The organism is Paenibacillus alkalitolerans (assembly GCF_016482785.1).
In the GTDB taxonomy this organism is placed as follows: Bacteria; Bacillota; Bacilli; order Paenibacillales; family YIM-B00363; genus Paenibacillus_AE; species Paenibacillus_AE alkalitolerans.
Genome location: NZ_JAEMXM010000007.1, coordinates 247,739 through 264,172 on the forward strand (window position 1 = coordinate 247,739; position 16,434 = coordinate 264,172).

Here is a 16,434-nt window from a genome sequence, read left to right on the forward strand (position 1 = left end):
CAAGACTCTTATAGAACAAACAAGCCCCGCAGCCTTTGCAGGCTTGCGGGGCTGTGATTGCTACGCCAACGAAGGCGTAATTTGTTGAGATGCGAACAGCGGCATACCCTGTTCTTCTTCCTCGACCATGCTTTGAGTGCCGTCGTGTCTCATCACATCGGCGCCGAGCGCTCTCAGCTTGCCGGCGATATCGACGTAGCCTCGATCCAGATGGTGAAGGCCGGTAACTTCCGTTTCGCCTTCAGCGACGAGCCCCGCCAAAATTAACGCCGCGCCTGCGCGCAAATCCGTGGCGCACACTTTCGCGCCCTTCAATTTCACGTTTCCTTTAATAACTGCGGTGCGGCCTTCCACTTTAATTTGCGCGTTCATGTTCTTGAACTCCGCAACGTGCATGAAGCGGTTCTCGAACACCGTCTCCGTGATGATGCTCGTGCCTTCCGATACTGTGAGCAGCGCCATCATCTGCGCCTGCATATCCGTCGGGAATCCGGGATGAGGAAGCGTCTTGATGTCGACGCCTTTCAATCTCCCGTTCGAGCGGACGCGGACGCCGTTCTCGTCTTCTTCGAATACGACGCCCATCTCCTGGAGCTTCGAGATGACCGGAGCCAGATGGCCGGCGATGGCGCCTTCTATGTAGACGTCGCTTTGCGTAATGGCTGCCGCAATCATGTAAGTTCCGGCTTCTACTCGGTCGGGAATGACCGTGTGCGTTACGCCCGTAAGCTTCTCTACGCCTTCAATGCGAATGATTCCAGTACCGGCTCCGCGTATTTTCGCGCCCATTGCGTTGAGGAAGTTGGCCAAATCGACAATTTCCGGTTCCTTCGCCGCGTTCTCGATCGTCGTTATGCCGTTGGCAAGGGAGGCGGCCATCATAATGTTCTCGGTCGCTCCGACGCTCGCAATGTCAAGGTAAATCTTCGCGCCTTGAAGTCTCTTTCCGCCGGTTTTCGCTTCAATATAGCCTTGACCGAGATCGATTTCCGCTCCCATGGCTTCGAAGCCTTTCAGGTGCTGATCGATCGGACGCGTGCCAATGGCGCAACCTCCGGGCAAGGAGATCCTTGCATAGCCTTTGCGCGCCAGCAGCGGACCCATGACAAGAAACGAAGCGCGCATCTTGCGGACAAGCTCATACGGCGCTTCCCAGCGATCCAACGTTTGAGCATTTATGTAGACCGTCTCATCTTTATAATGAACTTGAATGCCAAGCGTTTGCAGCACTTGGCTGATGGTGAACACATCGTCCAACGGAGGCGCATCCTGAATGCGGCACTCCCCCTCCGACGCTAAGATCGAGGCCGCGATAATCGGCAATACGGCGTTCTTCGCTCCGCTGACTTTTACCTTGCCGGACAATCGCTTGCCCCCGCGGATTACAATTTTGCTCATGTTGGTTCCCTCCGCGCATTCCGCTCTAAGAAAGAAGATCGTTATGAATTTTCTACATAAATCGACGTGTTTCGGCACGCTCATCCCAGTGTAGCATCAGGAAGCGCATGAAACAACTGTTAACTTTCTACAGTATTCGTAACGAGTTTTCCTTTTGAGACGGTTGTACTATCCAGTGTTGACAAAGTGAGGGCTTCCTATTCCATTCGCCCTAGAAGTACTCGCGGAACCATGTTGATAAACGGAGGTAATCCAACAGAAAATTCCCGAATTGATGCCCCAAAATAACCGCAAATATCAAGTGAAGCAGCTTTGCCTGCACGCTTCCCGGTTCCCGCACGAAGCGTTCGAATTTCAAGCCGAGCAGCGCCCACCAGCAAACGGCGATGCTCAGCAGCATGACGAGCAACGAAGCGATCGAATAATATATGACGGAACTGCTTAACATCTCTTCAGATCCCACCATGTGACGGTCCTCTCCTCTTCCCGTTACCTCTTGAGCCTGTGGATCAATGTCGCTATTTCGGCGCGCGTGGCCGGCTCGTTCGGACGGAACGTACCGTCCCCGATACCCAGCAGATAGCCTTTCTTATTGAACGCCCTTACGTATCCCGCAGCCCAATGCTTGCCCGGCAAATCGGCAAAGCCGGGCGTGCCTCTCTCGGGGCGGATGCCGGTTGCAAGCGCCGCCATGATGGTCATCTCGGCGCGGGACACCGGCTCGTTCGGACGGAACGTGCCGTCCGGGTAACCGCGAACGATTTTTGCGGCGGCCGCATTCGCAACCGCGTCGCTAAACCACTGTTCCTTGGTTACGTCAGGGAACCTCACTCCCCCAGCCGCCGGTTTCAAAGCGAAAGCCCGAACGAGCATTGCAGCCGCTTCGGCGCGCGTCACGGTTTTATTCGGCATAAACCGGAGGTTGCCGTAACCTTGAAGGATTTTGTCGCCTACCAGCCTTTCGATCGATTCTTGCGCCCAATGGCCCGATATGTCCCGGAAACCGGCGACGACCGGCTCTTGGCGTATGCGAATTTGGTATTGCTTATCTTGGAACGCCGCGTCGGTCTTTAATTTAATGTAATACGTCCCGACCGGCAAATCGTGCGTTACCCGCATTTCCGTCTCGCCGAACTTGTTTTTGTTCGAAAATTTTTGCTTTTCGTTTGAATTATACAATGTATAACTCATATAACGGTCGCCCGGAATACCTGTCATCTCGACGGTTATAAAGCTTCTTCCGCCAAGCTGAAACTTAAACCAGTCCTCGTCGTTGGCGCTATTGAATACACCCTTGTAACCGGAACCGAATGCGACGGTTGTCGCTTGAAACGGCTTGTTGTTCGGCTCGTTGCCGTCCAAGAACATCTTATCGAAGGTGACGGAAAGTTTATACTCCCCAGTAACGGGCAGCGGGTACAGGGATTTTACATTGCGCACGCGCACGTAATATCTCCCCGGCTTCACATTAATGACCGGACTGATTTCGCTTTCCGGATGTCGGGCATCCGCGCCTTCATCGATAGTCAACTGTTGTCCTTCTCCTTCCGGCGCGAAGTACAACTCGGGATCAATCCGGGGCGTGTCCGCTTCCACTTTCAGCCGGAGCGCCCCGGGCATTGTGAACTGCAGCGCATACCAATCATCATCGTTGAGCTGATGGAACGTACCGGTTACTTCCTGGCTTCGCTCAGGAAGCAAATATGCCTTATACGCTTTATCGTTGTCTTCGAACGGATCGCGGTAAATATGAAAATCGGATTCTAAATAATACCGTAGCGTCTCTTTTACCGAATTCGCTGTGCCCGGTTGCAAGCGCACCGCAATATATATGCGATCTGTCCCGGCGGGAATTTTCACCGGTTTGCCCGACGACATGTTATAAATTTGTTTCGGTTTGCCGCCCTTCTCTCCATAAAGGGAAACTTCCATAGGGAGAGACTGTTTGTTGTCACCCGTCAAACTCAGCTCGATGTCGCCCTTGTACGGGGCGTCGAAATAAAACCAATCGGTGTCCTCCTTGCCTTGGATCGCACCGGATACGGAGGCCGCGACCGACATCGGTTTTGCCGATGACAGGCCGTTGTTCGGCTCGTGCATGTCGTCGACCGGCGCTAACGCCAAAGCCTGGTCCGCACGAAGCAAGCCGTAACCCGTATACTGATTCCACCCGCCGAAATGGAGCGCCTCCGCCGATTGCATAAGCCGTTGCCGGATTTGCTCAGGCTTAAGATCCGGCTCCACGCCAAGCATTAATGCGGCTACTGCGGCCGCTTGAGGAGCTGCCATCGAGGTACCCTCTTTATATACGTAACCGCCTCCGTTGGCGGTCGTGTACACATACCAAGGCGCGATAAGATCGACTTCGGGTCCGAAGTTGGATGAAGCCTTGTATTCGTTCATCGTGGAAGCTCCGCCTACAGCCAGAACGGTCCGATAGGCGGCAGGATATTTTACCGGCTTGCCTTCATTGCCGGCGGCCGCCACCAGCAGAACGCCTTTCTTCTCAGCATAGGACACAATCTCCAATAAATACGTCGAATACACATTTAATCCGGAGGACAGCACGACAATGTCGGCCCCGTTATCGACCGCGTAACGAATGCCTTCGCCGAGATTCTCCTCCTCGCCTTGGCCGTCGCTTTCGATCGATTTGACAGGCATGATCCGGACGTTCGGCGCAATGCCGGCAATGCCTTGGCCGTTACCGGATACCGCCGCGATCACACCGGCCACGGCAGTGCCGTGACCGTTGTCGTCCTTCGGGGGTTTGGACGGATTCACAATGTTCTTGCCCGCAACGATTCTTTCTTTTAAATCCGGGTGCTCCAAATCGACGCCCGTATCGACCACCGCGACCGTTACAGGCTTAAGCGTCCGTCCGCGCAACCGTCCCCACGCCTCCGGGGCGTGAATTTGTTGCAAATAATGTTGTTTTTCATATAATGGGTCATTCACGGCTGCGGCTGCTTTCTCCGCCGCAACGGCCGGAACCGCCGGGCCGATCGTTATCATTGTAATGATTCCAACCGCCGCCGCCAACCCTGCCCAAAATTTATTCATAACCAACGCACCCTAATCTTCTTTGAGTCTTCAATCATCATATAACCAAACCTTCATCGAAGGTAGCCAGACAGGGGAGGTTTGGTTGCAACATTGATATGATGCAGCTCTGCATGAACATCATCATTTTCAATGTTATAAACACATTGTATATAATATTCGATAACTTTTTTTGAATCCCTTTAGGAAAAATACAACTGCCCGCCCTGAACGGCTTTTGGCCGCAAGGCAGGCAGTCTGAAGGAAACTTTCTTTAGCGATAAAAGAGATCCGTGCCGAACCGGAAAGCATCCTCGAGCATGCCGAGTACCGGACCCGGAAGCAAACCTAGAAGGACGCTTGCCGCCGCGGAAATCCATAACGTAACGCCGAGTGCGGCGGGAACGCGCACTTCCGCGCTTCCGTACCCGGGACGCATGAACATCTGGCGAATTAACCCGAAGTAGTAATAGAAGGAGAAGGCGCTCGTCACAATCATGATGATTGCGAGCCAGAACAGCTTCATCTGCAGTGCGCCGAACAGTATGAACAGCTTCCCGAAGAAGCCGCCCGTCACGGGAATTCCCGCCAGCGACAGCACCAAGATGACGACGGCGATCGCCGTCAGCGGAGCGCGGTGATACAAACCGGCGAAACCGCGAAGCTCGTCGTGGCCTTCCGCCATGCTGACGATCGACAACGCCGCGAAAGCGCCCAAATTCATGAACAAGTATGCGACTAAATAATACGCGAGTTCGGCGAAGCCGCTTGCGTGGAACACACCGAGGTGCGAGGCGACCGGAACGAGCATATACCCCGCATTGGCCACCCCGGACAACGCAAGCAGCCGCTTCGTGTTCATCTGGCGCAGCGCCATCGCGTTGCCGACGATCATCGCCGTTGCCGCCAGTACGGCGAAAGCAAAAAATACGTCCTCTTGAATCGGATATTGACCCGTTCCCGCGCCGGCGCCCCAATACACTGTGTACATAAGCCTGAACAACAGCGCAAATCCCGCCGCTTTGGATACGACGGCCAAGTACGCGGCAACCGGCGTCGCGGCGCCTTGATACACGTCGGGCGCCCATGTATGGAACGGCGCGGCGGCCACTTTAAATCCAAGACCCGCCAACAGCAAGAAGAAGCTTATATAGACAAGCGCGGCATTGCCTTCCGCCACGTTGCGCAGAGCGTCGTTGATTTGAAACAAGCTGGTGGAGCCGGACAAGCCGTAGAGGAACGACATCCCGTACAATACGAATGCGGATGAGATGCCTCCCATTACAATGTACTTGAACGCGCCTTCGACGGAGACGGAAATCTTCTTTCGAATGCCGACTAATATATAGGAAGTAATACTCAGTAATTCCAGGCCGACGAACAATGTGATCAAATCGGTCGAAGACGCCATTATCATCGCGCCGAGCGTAGCCGGGAGGAAGAAGTAATAGTACTCGCCTACGTCTTCGGTGCCTAACCGGTTCTTGCCTTCTCCCAGCCCGAGAAGCACCGTTAGTGCGGTGCCCGCCAAAAACACCAGCTTCATCACAACGGCGAAACCGTCGATCCTGTAAGCGCCGTTTAACAAATCAACCGGTTGATCCACGCCTGCTTGGAGCACCGCGAAGACGCCGGACACCGCCAGCGCTGCAATGACCAACCACCCTATCGGCGTTCGGCTCGCCGATCTCGGCAGCAGCAAATCGAGTACGGACAAAATAACCGCGGCGATCACCAGCGTCAGTTCGGGAGCCAGATAGCTTATATCTTCAACGCGCAAACGTTGCAGCTGATCCATCTTTTAACCCCCCACCTTCGCTTGAAGTCCTTGCAGCGCTTGTTCGAAGCCGTCGATCGTCGCGTGCAGCGGTTCGCTTAGCACCGCGGGATACACGCCGAGCAGCAAAATGAACGCAACAAGCGCGATCATTGGCAGCGCCTCGACCAAGCGAGCGTCTTTATAATGAAGCGCCTGGCCGCGAGCCTCCCCGTACGTAATCGCGAGAATCCCGCGAAGCACGTATACCGCCGCCAAAATGATGCCCAAGCATCCGACAGCCGTTATAACAGGCATTTCATTGAACAATCCCAGGAAAGCCAAAAACTCGCTGACGAAACCCGATAGTCCAGGCAGCCCTAACGACGCCATTCCCGCGACCATTAGAATACCGCTCATGAATGGCATCGGCTTGGCAAGCCCTCCGAGTTCATGCAGCTGCGTCGTGCCCGTCCGCTCGTACAAGCTGCCCACAAGCAGGAACATGAGAGCGGATATGAGGCCGTGCGACACCATTTGGAATACGGCGCCTTCCAGGCCGATCCCGTTCAACGCCGCCAATCCCAATAGAACGATGCCCATATGGCTGATTGAGGAATAAGCAAGCACCAGCTTGAAGTCTTTCTGCACGAAAGCGAGCGCCGCCCCGTACAAAATGTTCACCACACCGAGAATTGCCAGCAGAGTGGCCCACTCTTTCGATTCGGCAGGGAACAGAAGCACTCCGAACCGAAGCAATCCGTACGCGCCCATCTTTAGCAATATGCCGGAGTGGATCATGACGATCGATGGAGGCGCTTCGGTATGAACGCGGAGCATCCACGTGTGGAACGGAAATATCGGCAGCTTGATGCCGAATGCGATCAGCAGCAGGAAGAACAGAGCCGTTCGCTGGCCTTCCGTAAGATAGAACGGATTCGGAAAATCGGCTCCGAACATCGGTCCCGCGTTCGCGAACGACTGCGGATCGCTCATATTGTTAAATATGACGTCGTAGCTTCCGGAATACGTCAGCGTCACTCCCGTTTCCGTCTGGACAAACGTCATTCCCGCCGTAGCGACCAGCGTCAAGAAAGCGATAAGCATCAATGCCGAGCCGATACCGTTATAAACAAGGAAGTGATTTGCGGCCCGTTCCCGGTCGTGATATCCGTAAATGCCGATCAAGAAAAACATCGGAACGATCGTGATCTCGAAGAACAGGAAGAACAAAAACAGGTCGCGCGACATAAACACGCCGAACATGCCCGTTAAAAGAAGCAGGAACAAGATGAAATACGTCTTCCACCGCTTCTTAATGTGAACGGATGCAAGCGCCGCCATCGCGGCTACAAGCGCCGTCAAAAACACCATCGGCAGCGAAGCTCCGTCGGCAGCCAAAGAATAGTCGAACCGGAATCCATACCCTTCAAGGCCTTCCCCCTCGCGTTCCAACCATTCTTTGTTCAATGGAGCGTCGATCCATGTTACGTTCTCGACAAACTGAGTTTCGCCGCTGTTGAGATCGAAGCTTGCGTATAACCATCCGCACAGCAGCAGCGGGATTAATGTTGCGGCTACGCCGATCCACTTGATAAGGTTGCCCTTCTCCTTCGACACGAACAACAAGACAAGCACACCCAGCAACGGGGAGAAGGTAATAAGCGACAGTATCGGAAATCCATCCGGCATCTAGAAGAACCTCCTTCCCGCCAACAAGACGGCGAACAACACTAAGCCGAGCAATGTTACCAATCCGTACGTCTGCAGTTGTCCCGTCTGCAATTTAATGCCTGCCCGGCCGATGCCGACGGTTGCGGCTGTAAGCAGCTTCACAATGCCGTCCACCACATAAACATCGAACGCATGCAGTATGTGCCCGATCGCTTTGTACGGAGTAACGATAACCGCTTCATATATTTCATCGATATAATATTTGTTGCGAAGCACGCCGTGCCAGCCGCCGGCAGTTTCCCGATTTCCGGCTTGCCGGCCGCGGCCGAACACAACATATCCGAGCGCTATTCCCGCAAGAGCCGCCGCATTCGAGAGGAGAATAACGTTCCAATTCGCGTGCTCTTCGATCGTCTCCCCCCACAGCCAACCGGCGAGCCACGGTTCGCCCGGAAAGTTGACGAAGCCGGAGATTACGGCAAGAACGCCCAGTATGATCAGCGGCAAAGTCATGACGAGCGGAGATTCGTGCGCATGATCGTCCTCACTTGATTTCCCGAGAAATACTAGCACATACAATCGAGTCATATAGAACGCAGTGAAAAATGCCGCGATCAATCCGACCGCGAACAACAGCGGACGTCCGGCGTGCAGCGCTTCGGCCAAAATCGCATCCTTCGACCAGAAGCCAGCGAACGGGAACAGGCCGGCCAGCGCCAATGCGCCGATCGCGAATGTAACGGCCGTGATGCGCATCTTTCCGAACAAGCCGCCCATTTCCCGAATGTCTTGTTTGTGCACCGCATGGATTACGCTTCCTGCGCCAAGGAACAGCAGCGCCTTGAAGAAAGCGTGCGTGAACAGATGGAATATTCCGGCGGAATAACCCAAATCCGATCCGAAGCCCATCGACAGCATCATATATCCGAGCTGGGAAACGGTCGAATATGCGAGTATGCGTTTAATATCGTTCTGCGCGACGGCGATCGTCGCCGCAAACAGCGCGGTAAAAGCGCCGACGTAAGCTACGACCTCCAACGCGACCGGCGCGGCTTGGAAGATGTCGTAAGTGCGCGCCACCAAATATACGCCGGCCGCGACCATTGTCGCCGCGTGAATAAGCGCGGAAATCGGCGTCGGGCCTTCCATTGCGTCCGGCAGCCACGTGTGCAGCGGAAATTGTCCCGATTTTCCGACGGCGCCGATGAAGATGAGAATGGCGATCAACGCCGCCAGCCCCTCATTGATCTCGCCGCCTTCGAACGCGTTATGTATGGATGTGAAATCGAGCGCATTGCCCGGCATCGCCCAGAATAACAGCAAAATGGCGATGAAGAGGCCGACGTCGCCGATCCGCGTAACGATAAAGGCCTTCTTGGCGGCCGCTTTCGCTTCCGGTTTGAAGTACCAAAAGCCGATCAGCAGGAACGAACAAACCCCGACCAGCTCCCAAAAAATGTACAGCATCACGATATTGGACGAGATGACAAGTCCGAGCATCGAGAATGTGAATAGCGACACATAAGCGAAGAACGTTGATATCCGGTCGTCATCGCTCATATATCCGATCGAATACAGGTTGACCAAGAAACTTACCAAGGTCACAATGACGAGCATTAGAGCGTTCAGGTTCGTAATCTCGTACCCCATATGCAGCGTAATGCCGGCAATGTCGAGCCATTTCCACTCTTCCCATGTACGGGCCGCGGCCGCGCCGTCAAGACGCTCCATAAATATGAGGGCCGCGAACACGAACGAGAGGAACGCCGCCGCGGTTCCGATCCATGCGCCTGTTTTCTTCGCGCCCCGGCCCATAGCGGTCAGGATAAGGAAGCTAAGGAGCGGAAAGAGCGGAATCAACCATGCGTGTTGCGAATATGTGTAATCCATCGGTGTTCCCCCTCCTAATGCTTTAACTCATCCATATCCGTCACTTCGCTCGTGCCCCGCTTGCGGAACAGCGCGATCAGGATCGCGATGCCGACAGCCGCTTCGGCGGCCGCCACCGTAATGTTAAACAGCGAAAAGATTTGTCCGTTCAACGACGGATTGATTCCGTACTTTGCGAATGCCACCAAATTCAAATTAACCGCGTTGAGCATAAGTTCTATCGACAGGAGCACGATGACCGCGTTTCGCTTCGTCAACGCGCCGTACAAACCGATGCAGAACAAAATCGCCGCCAGCGTCAGATAGGATGAAGCAAGGTTAACGGTCATTCTTCTTCCTCCCTTCGGGCAAGAGCGATCGCTCCGATGAACGCAACCGTGAGCAGGACGGAGACCAGCTCGAACGGGATGACGCGTTCGGTAAACAACAGCAGGCCGATTTCCCGCGTATTGTCTTCTCCCGGATTCAACACGCCGTTCGGGGTAAGGTCCGCATTCTGGATCGCGTAGAACAACATCCCGAACAACGCCAGACATCCGAGCGCCGTTATCGATTCGTGGGCGATTCGCGGTGCCTGCCTCTCTTCATCCGTATGCTTTGTCAGCATAATTCCAAAGATCATCAAGATCGAAATCGCGCCCGCGTAAATCAAGATTTGTACGAAAGCGACGAATTCGGCTTCAAGCAGCACGTATAATCCGCCGAGGCTCAAGAAAGTAAAAGCCAACGAAACGACCATATGTACGACCTTGGTGAAGGAGATCATAAAGATCGCTCCACCAATGATCAATAATGCGAATATGAAGAAGGCGACCAATTCGCCTGTCAGAAACGGCATCTCAATTGGCTCCTCCTTTGGCGGCAGGCGTCAAGTTTTTGCTGTTCTCGCTGCGGACGTTCGTATTGTTCTCATTGAGCCACTTCATATTTTTGAACAAATCGTCTCGGCTGTACGTCGCAAGCTCGAAATTGTTCGTCATGACGATCGCTTCGGTCGGGCATACTTCCGTGCACAAATCGCATAGAATGCAAATCTCGAAGTTGATGTCGTACGTGTCGATGACCTTCCCTTTCTTCTCCGGATCCGGATTCGGTTTGCCCGTCAGCGTGATGCATTCCGTCGGGCAAACCCGCGCGCATTGGTTGCACACGATACATTTGTCCGGGTCGAAATGCTGCACGCCGCGAAACCGGTCGGGCATCGCCATCGGCACATCGGGATACGCATAGGTGATTTTTTCTTTGGTCATGCTCTTGAGAGTGACTCCTAATCCTTTGGCCAACCCTTTCATCGTCTCACCCCTCCAATCCCATTTTTTTTGTTAAAACAGTTCTTTAAACAATGCAGTCAAGAAAATGTTCACGAGCGCGATCGGAAGCAAATATTTCCAAGCGAGCCCCATGAGCTGGTCGACGCGGATACGCGGCATCGTGGCGCGCAGCCAGAACAAGAAGAATACTACTAAAGAGAACTTTAGCAAAAACCATACGATGGCGAGTCCGGGCAGCGCTTGATCCAACCACGGAATCGGCGCATGCCAACCACCAAGAAAGAGAACAGTCGTCAATGCCGCGATTGCGAACACATACACATACTCTGCCAGCATGAAGAATGCGAAGCGAAAGCCGCTGTACTCTACGTGATATCCGGCGACGAGCTCGGACTCCGCTTCCGGAAGGTCGAACGGCGTGCGGTTCAACTCAGACACGGCAGCGATGATGAATACGCCGAAGCCGATAATTTGCGGCACGATATTCCAAGTGAAAAATCCTCCGGCTTGGCCCTCGACGATATCCTTCAAGCTTAAGCTGCCGGTGAGCATGATGACGCCGGTGACCGACAATATAAGCGGGACTTCGTAAGAAATCATCTGCGCCGCCGAACGCATGCCCCCAAGCAGGGAGTATTTGTTGTTGGACGCCCATCCGCCGAGCACGATGCCCAATGTGGATATGCTGGACAAAGCCGCGTAATAAAGCAAGCCGACGTTTAAATCCGCCGCGTACAAGTTACCGGTATACGGTAATGTTACTATGACCGCGAACGACGGAACGAATGCAATGACCGGCGCGAGAATAAACAATGTACGGTCCGCTCTCGCGGGAATTGTATCTTCTTTAAGCAGCAGCTTCAATACGTCCGCGACGGATTGCAGCAATCCGAACGGCCCGACGCGATTCGGACCGATCCGAAACTGCATCCAGCCGATAACCTTCCGTTCGAAATAAATGGCGTACGTGACGAAGCCAAGAACGACCGACAGCGTAAGCACGCCGACCGCCAGCATGATGAAAAACCCGGTCCAAGTGAGCGGGTTTTCAAATAAAGTTTGCATTAGGCGTCAACCTCCCCGACAACGATGTCAATGCCGCCCAAGATCGTAATCAAGTTCGTCATCGTTTCGCCGACAAGCAGCTTCGGCAGTATTTGCAGGTTGACGAATGACGGACGGCGGAATTTGAGCCGGAACGGTTTGTCTTTTCCCTTGGAGACGATGTAGCACCCGATTTCGCCGCGAGGCGATTCGATAGCCGCATATGTTTCTCCTTCCGGCGGCCGGATGACGCGCGGCACCTTTCCCATAACCGGCCCGTCTTCCGGGAATTGTTCCACGGCTTGCTCAAGGATGCGCAAGCTTTGCTTGATTTCTTCGATGCGCACGAGATAACGGTCGTAGCAATCGCCGTTCCTTCCGACCGGAACGTCGAATTCGAATCGGTCGTATAAGCTGTACGGCTGCTCTTTGCGGATGTCCCAGTTTACGCCGGTGCAGCGCAAATTCGCGCCGCTGAGCCCATAATCGATTGCCGTCTGAGCGTCGTATTTGCCCACTCCCTTGATTCTTGCAAGGAATATTTCGTTGCCGCCGACAAGCCGGTCGTATTCTTCGAGTTTTTCTCTCATATATGGAATGAAATCGCGCACTTTCTCAATCCAGCCTTCCGGCGCATCCCACTTCACTCCGCCGACGCGCATGTAGAAATACGTCAGGCGTGCGCCGCAAAGCTCGTTAAACAGATTGATGATAATTTCGCGGTCCCGGAACGCATATAAGAACGGGCTCATCGCTCCGATATCGAGCAAATACGTGCCCCACCAGACAAGGTGGGAAGCGACGCGCTGAAGCTCCATGACGATAAGCCTTAGAAATTCCGCGCGTTCAGGCACTTCCAGGTCCATTAATTTCTCCACCGCATGGCAGAGCACATAGTTGTTCGTCATCGCGGACACGTAGTCCATTCGATCCGTATACGGGATGATTTGCGTATATGTCAAGTTTTCCGCAAGCTTCTCCGTGCCGCGGTGCAGGTAACCCATGACAGGGGTCGCCTCTTTGATCACTTCGCCGTCCAGCTTTACCACGATACGAAACACGCCGTGCGTGCTCGGATGCTGAGGACCGACGTTCAGTAACAATTCTTCCGTTCTCAATGCCATGTCGGCTCACACCTCCGGATCGATCGGCTCGTAGTCTTTGCGCAGTGGGTAGCCTTCCCAGTCGTCGGTCATCATGATTCGGCGCAGATCGGGGTGTCCCGGGAAATCAATGCCAAGCAGGTCGTACGCTTCGCGTTCATTCCAATTCGCCGTCGCAAATAACGGCGTAACGGACGGAACCGACGCATTGTCCCGATCCGTCTTCACCTTTACGCACAGCTCATGTTTGTTTGTCATATTGATGAAGTGGTATACGACTTCCAAATGCGACTCCTGATCTACTCCCGATAAGTTCCGCAAGTAATTCATGCTCAACTCGGGATGGCTTTTCAACACTTCGGCGGTCTTCAACCAGTGTTCATTGCGTACGGTTAATGTCGGCATGTCGTTGCTCTTCTCGTTGATGCTCGATTCTTCAACGGCATCGGCCGCCACCGCTTCCCGAATAATCGCAGCTGCGCGGTCGAGCTGCGGCTGATTAGGAGAAGGCTCCTTCGGTTTTGCTTCTTCAGCCGCTTCCGCTTTGCCGGCCGCCTTCCGGGGAGCTGCCGCCGCTTCCCCCGCGTCCTCGCCTTTCGCGGCCGCACGCGCCGCGCGCGCTTCCGCCGCACGCTTCAAGCGAGCTTCCCGCTCTTCGTCGCTGACCGGCGCTTTCGGATTCGTGTTTGCCGAACCTATTTCCACGCCGTCTTTCTTGCCTTCGGCTGCGGCTTCCGCATCCCGCCGTTGTTCCGCGGCAAGCGCTTCCGCCGTATCGCCGCCCGGCTGCTGCTTCTCAATGGTTAGTTTTACGGTTTCCTCCGTAGGCGTAGCTTTGCCGTCTTCCAGCTTCACCTTATCGCCGGGCGCATTCTCCAGCACGCGGCCGTCTTTATCCGGCTCAGGCGTAAACTCGGCGACATCCTTCTCGTTCACAGGGACGGATACGTCGTAGCTTTCGGGCATTTTCTTCGGCTCGCCGGCCCCGCCGCTTTCCTTCGCCAACTCGTCTGCGGCTTTCTCGACCGGTGTTTCAGGCGCCTTGTTGTCGTCCGCTTTCGGTTCGTTTTGCACTGACGGTTTCTTCGCGTCCCTTTTTACATTGTCGTCGGTCACCGGTCGGTCACCCGCTTCCCGGTCTTAGCTTCGTAGCGGATTTTCTCTTGTAGCTTGTTAATCCCATAAATAAGTGCGGCCGGATTGGGAGGGCATCCAGGGATGTATACGTCCACCGGCACGATTTGATCCACGCCTTTCACGACGGAGTACGATTTCACGTACGGTCCGCCGGCGGTGGCGCACGATCCCATCGCAATGACCCACTTCGGCTCCGGCATCTGATCATATAATTTGCGCAATAACGGGCCCATCTTCTTCGTTACCGTGCCGGCGACGATCATGACGTCGGACTGGCGCGGCGACGTGCGGAAAATAACCCCGAAACGGTCAAGGTCGTAATGCGAAGCGCCCGTGCCCATCATCTCGATGGCGCAGCAAGCCAAGCCGAAGGTGAGCGGCCACAGGGAGTTGCTCCGGGCCCATGCTTTCAACTGTTCCAATGTCGTCATGAACACGTTGCGCTGCATTTCCTCGTGTTCTTCGGGTGTGATTTTCGCTAAATCGAGGTCCATTTCAACACCTTCTTCTTCCATGCATATATGAGGCCGATCACAAGGAGCGTGACAAATATCAACATTTCAACAACCGCGAACAGACCGAGTTGGTCGTACGCGACCGCCCACGGGTACAGGAATACGGCTTCCACGTCAAAGATAACGAACATGAGCGCGAACAGATAGTAACGGATGTTGAACCGCACCTGGCCTGTTCCGACCGGCTCGTTGCCGCTCTCGTACGTTGTCTGCTTCTCCGGTGTCGGCTTATGCGGGCGCAGCAATCGTCCGAGCGTCAGCGCGGCGACCGGAAGGAAGATGCCTAGCGCGATAAAGATCGCCACCAGCACGTAGTTGTTCATGTAATGTTGCAAGGTTCCAGTCCTCCTGTCTTAGGCAAAGCATTGATATTGAAGAGAAGCTTCCGCTGCACGTGGTCTGGCTTCTCTGCTTGGCTACAAATAAGCTTCTCTTTAGAGATCAATATTGTTTCACTTCTTGAAATGACTCCGTTGATCTCGCAAGAGAAGCTTCCTCTGCACGTGGTCTGGCTTCTCTGCTTGGCTACAAATAAGCTTCTCTTTAGAGATCAATATTGTTTCACTTCTTGAAATGACTCCGTTGATCTCGCAAGAGAAGCTTCCTCTGCACGTGGTCTGGCTTCTCTGCTTGGCTACAAATAAGCTTCTCTTTAGAGATCAATATTGTTTCACTTCTTGAAATGACTCCGTTGATCTCGCAAGAGAAGCTTCCTCTGCACGTGGTCTGGCTTCTCTGCTTGGCTACAAATAAGCTTCTCTTATAGAAAACGCAATCTTTACCTATAAAACGTTACCATTATAACAAAAACTTCCCCCGGCGTATATGCAAAGTAGTTTTTGTTGCGAATTCTATTATTGGACGCAAACTCAAAGTGAACAACCCCAAATATTTTAACAAAAAACTGCGCAATAAGTAAATTTAACCGTAATATTAGTATGTGCAAAAACCAATGATGCAATTGGGTATAGACGAAATAAAGAACCGTCCCGGCAACATTTCCGGAACGGTTTTTTATTCAAACGCGAAACTGCTTGTAACGGTGAAAACTGTCCATAATATCGTACCGTTGTCGGCGAACGCGGCAAGGCATTGCCATCGTGGCATTAGAAATGTTCGAGCACCAACTTGCCGATCATGTCTCCGGCCAGCAACCGCTCGTGCGCGAAACGAAGATTGGCAGCGTTAATAGGTTCGAGGCGCTCCGTCAGCGTCGTTCTCACAAGCCCGGCATCGACGAGTTTCCGCGATTCTCGTGCTCCCGGGGGCTGATTCCAAGCCGGTCACGGATAAAGGGAGAGTGCGATAGAAACCGACAGCCTTCATCGAGGTCCCTCCCAAAGTGGAATACTCGCTGACCGAGTTCGGCAGAACGCTGCAGCCCCTTATTTTGTGGGGACAGACCTATAAACACAGGCTAGACGAAGCGAGGGCGCTGCCGTTTTTATCCGCCTCCTGTTTCACTTCGGCACAACGTGGTTCATCTGTGAACCACCGTGTTTCATTGTGGAACAAGCGCTGCCGTTCATCCGCCTCCTGTTTCACTTCGGCACAACGTGGTTTATCTGTGAACCACCGTGTTTCATTGTGGAACAAGCGCTGCC

General features: G+C 53.9%; 15 protein-coding genes and 1 pseudogene. 1 reads left to right on the forward strand and 15 read right to left on the reverse strand.

Annotated elements, in window-relative coordinates:
* Positions 1-60: 60 nt before the first annotated feature.
* The 14 genes from murA to JET16_RS14180 all read right to left on the reverse strand — a co-directional run bounded on the left by murA (position 61) and on the right by JET16_RS14180 (position 15,153).
* On the reverse strand, positions 61-1,398 hold the full coding sequence (murA, locus tag JET16_RS14115) for a UDP-N-acetylglucosamine 1-carboxyvinyltransferase (protein WP_199616815.1): 1,338 nt from the start codon (positions 1,396-1,398) through the stop codon (positions 61-63).
* Positions 1,399-1,609: 211 nt separating this feature from the next.
* Positions 1,610-1,864: a DUF1146 family protein gene (locus tag JET16_RS14120; RefSeq protein ID WP_199616817.1), complete on the reverse strand. Its 255-nt coding sequence runs from the start codon at positions 1,862-1,864 to the stop codon at positions 1,610-1,612.
* A 23-nt stretch (positions 1,865-1,887) separates the two neighbouring features.
* The gene (locus JET16_RS14125) at positions 1,888-4,461 is read right to left on the reverse strand and encodes a S8 family peptidase (protein WP_199616819.1); all 2,574 of its coding nucleotides are present in this window, start codon (positions 4,459-4,461) and stop codon (positions 1,888-1,890) included.
* 253 nt (positions 4,462-4,714) lie between these two features.
* Positions 4,715-6,238 carry an NADH-quinone oxidoreductase subunit N gene (locus JET16_RS14130; protein ID WP_199616820.1) on the reverse strand — a complete coding sequence of 508 codons (1,524 nt, stop codon included), beginning with the start codon at positions 6,236-6,238 and terminating at the stop codon, positions 4,715-4,717.
* Positions 6,239-6,241: 3 nt separating this feature from the next.
* Positions 6,242-7,888, reverse strand: coding sequence for a complex I subunit 4 family protein (locus tag JET16_RS14135; RefSeq protein WP_199616821.1), 1,647 nt, complete (start codon positions 7,886-7,888; stop codon positions 6,242-6,244).
* Positions 7,889-9,760, reverse strand: coding sequence for an NADH-quinone oxidoreductase subunit L (nuoL, locus tag JET16_RS14140; protein ID WP_199616822.1), 1,872 nt, complete (start codon positions 9,758-9,760; stop codon positions 7,889-7,891). It abuts the gene before it with no gap.
* Between the two features lie 14 nt (positions 9,761-9,774).
* Positions 9,775-10,089, reverse strand: a complete 315-nt coding sequence (gene nuoK / locus JET16_RS14145; protein WP_199616823.1) for an NADH-quinone oxidoreductase subunit NuoK — start codon at positions 10,087-10,089, stop codon at positions 9,775-9,777.
* Entirely contained in the window at positions 10,086-10,598 is a 513-nt protein-coding gene (locus tag JET16_RS14150) for an NADH-quinone oxidoreductase subunit J (protein WP_199616824.1), read from the reverse strand. The genes nuoK and JET16_RS14150 overlap by 4 nt, the downstream gene beginning before the upstream one ends.
* 1 nt (position 10,599) lies before the next feature.
* Positions 10,600-11,052: an NADH-quinone oxidoreductase subunit NuoI gene (nuoI, locus tag JET16_RS14155; RefSeq protein ID WP_199616825.1), complete on the reverse strand. Its 453-nt coding sequence runs from the start codon at positions 11,050-11,052 to the stop codon at positions 10,600-10,602.
* A gap of 30 nt (positions 11,053-11,082) precedes the next feature.
* Positions 11,083-12,096: an NADH-quinone oxidoreductase subunit NuoH gene (gene nuoH, locus JET16_RS14160; protein ID WP_199616827.1), complete on the reverse strand. Its 1,014-nt coding sequence runs from the start codon at positions 12,094-12,096 to the stop codon at positions 11,083-11,085.
* Positions 12,096-13,199, reverse strand: coding sequence for an NADH-quinone oxidoreductase subunit D (locus JET16_RS14165; protein WP_199616829.1), 1,104 nt, complete (start codon positions 13,197-13,199; stop codon positions 12,096-12,098). Before JET16_RS14165 ends, nuoH begins: the two co-directional genes overlap by 1 nt.
* Positions 13,200-13,205: 6 nt before the next feature.
* Positions 13,206-14,294, reverse strand: coding sequence for an NADH-quinone oxidoreductase subunit C (locus JET16_RS30840; protein ID WP_325176695.1), 1,089 nt, complete (start codon positions 14,292-14,294; stop codon positions 13,206-13,208).
* Positions 14,291-14,809, reverse strand: a complete 519-nt coding sequence (locus JET16_RS14175; RefSeq protein ID WP_199616831.1) for a NuoB/complex I 20 kDa subunit family protein — start codon at positions 14,807-14,809, stop codon at positions 14,291-14,293. The genes JET16_RS30840 and JET16_RS14175 overlap by 4 nt, the downstream gene beginning before the upstream one ends.
* On the reverse strand, positions 14,794-15,153 hold the full coding sequence (locus JET16_RS14180; protein ID WP_199616867.1) for an NADH-quinone oxidoreductase subunit A: 360 nt from the start codon (positions 15,151-15,153) through the stop codon (positions 14,794-14,796). Before JET16_RS14180 ends, JET16_RS14175 begins: the two co-directional genes overlap by 16 nt.
* 1,004 nt (positions 15,154-16,157) lie before the next feature.
* Here JET16_RS14180 and JET16_RS30140 point away from each other — a divergent pair.
* Positions 16,158-16,265 (forward strand): annotated as a pseudogene (locus tag JET16_RS30140) (winged helix-turn-helix transcriptional regulator); the annotation flags it as partial.
* Here the strand turns inward: JET16_RS30140 and JET16_RS30145 are convergent.
* On the reverse strand, positions 16,235-16,434 hold a 200-nt coding region (locus JET16_RS30145), incomplete at its 5' end, for a hypothetical protein (RefSeq protein WP_233531557.1). The pseudogene JET16_RS30140 and the gene JET16_RS30145 sit on opposite strands and share 31 nt — an antisense overlap.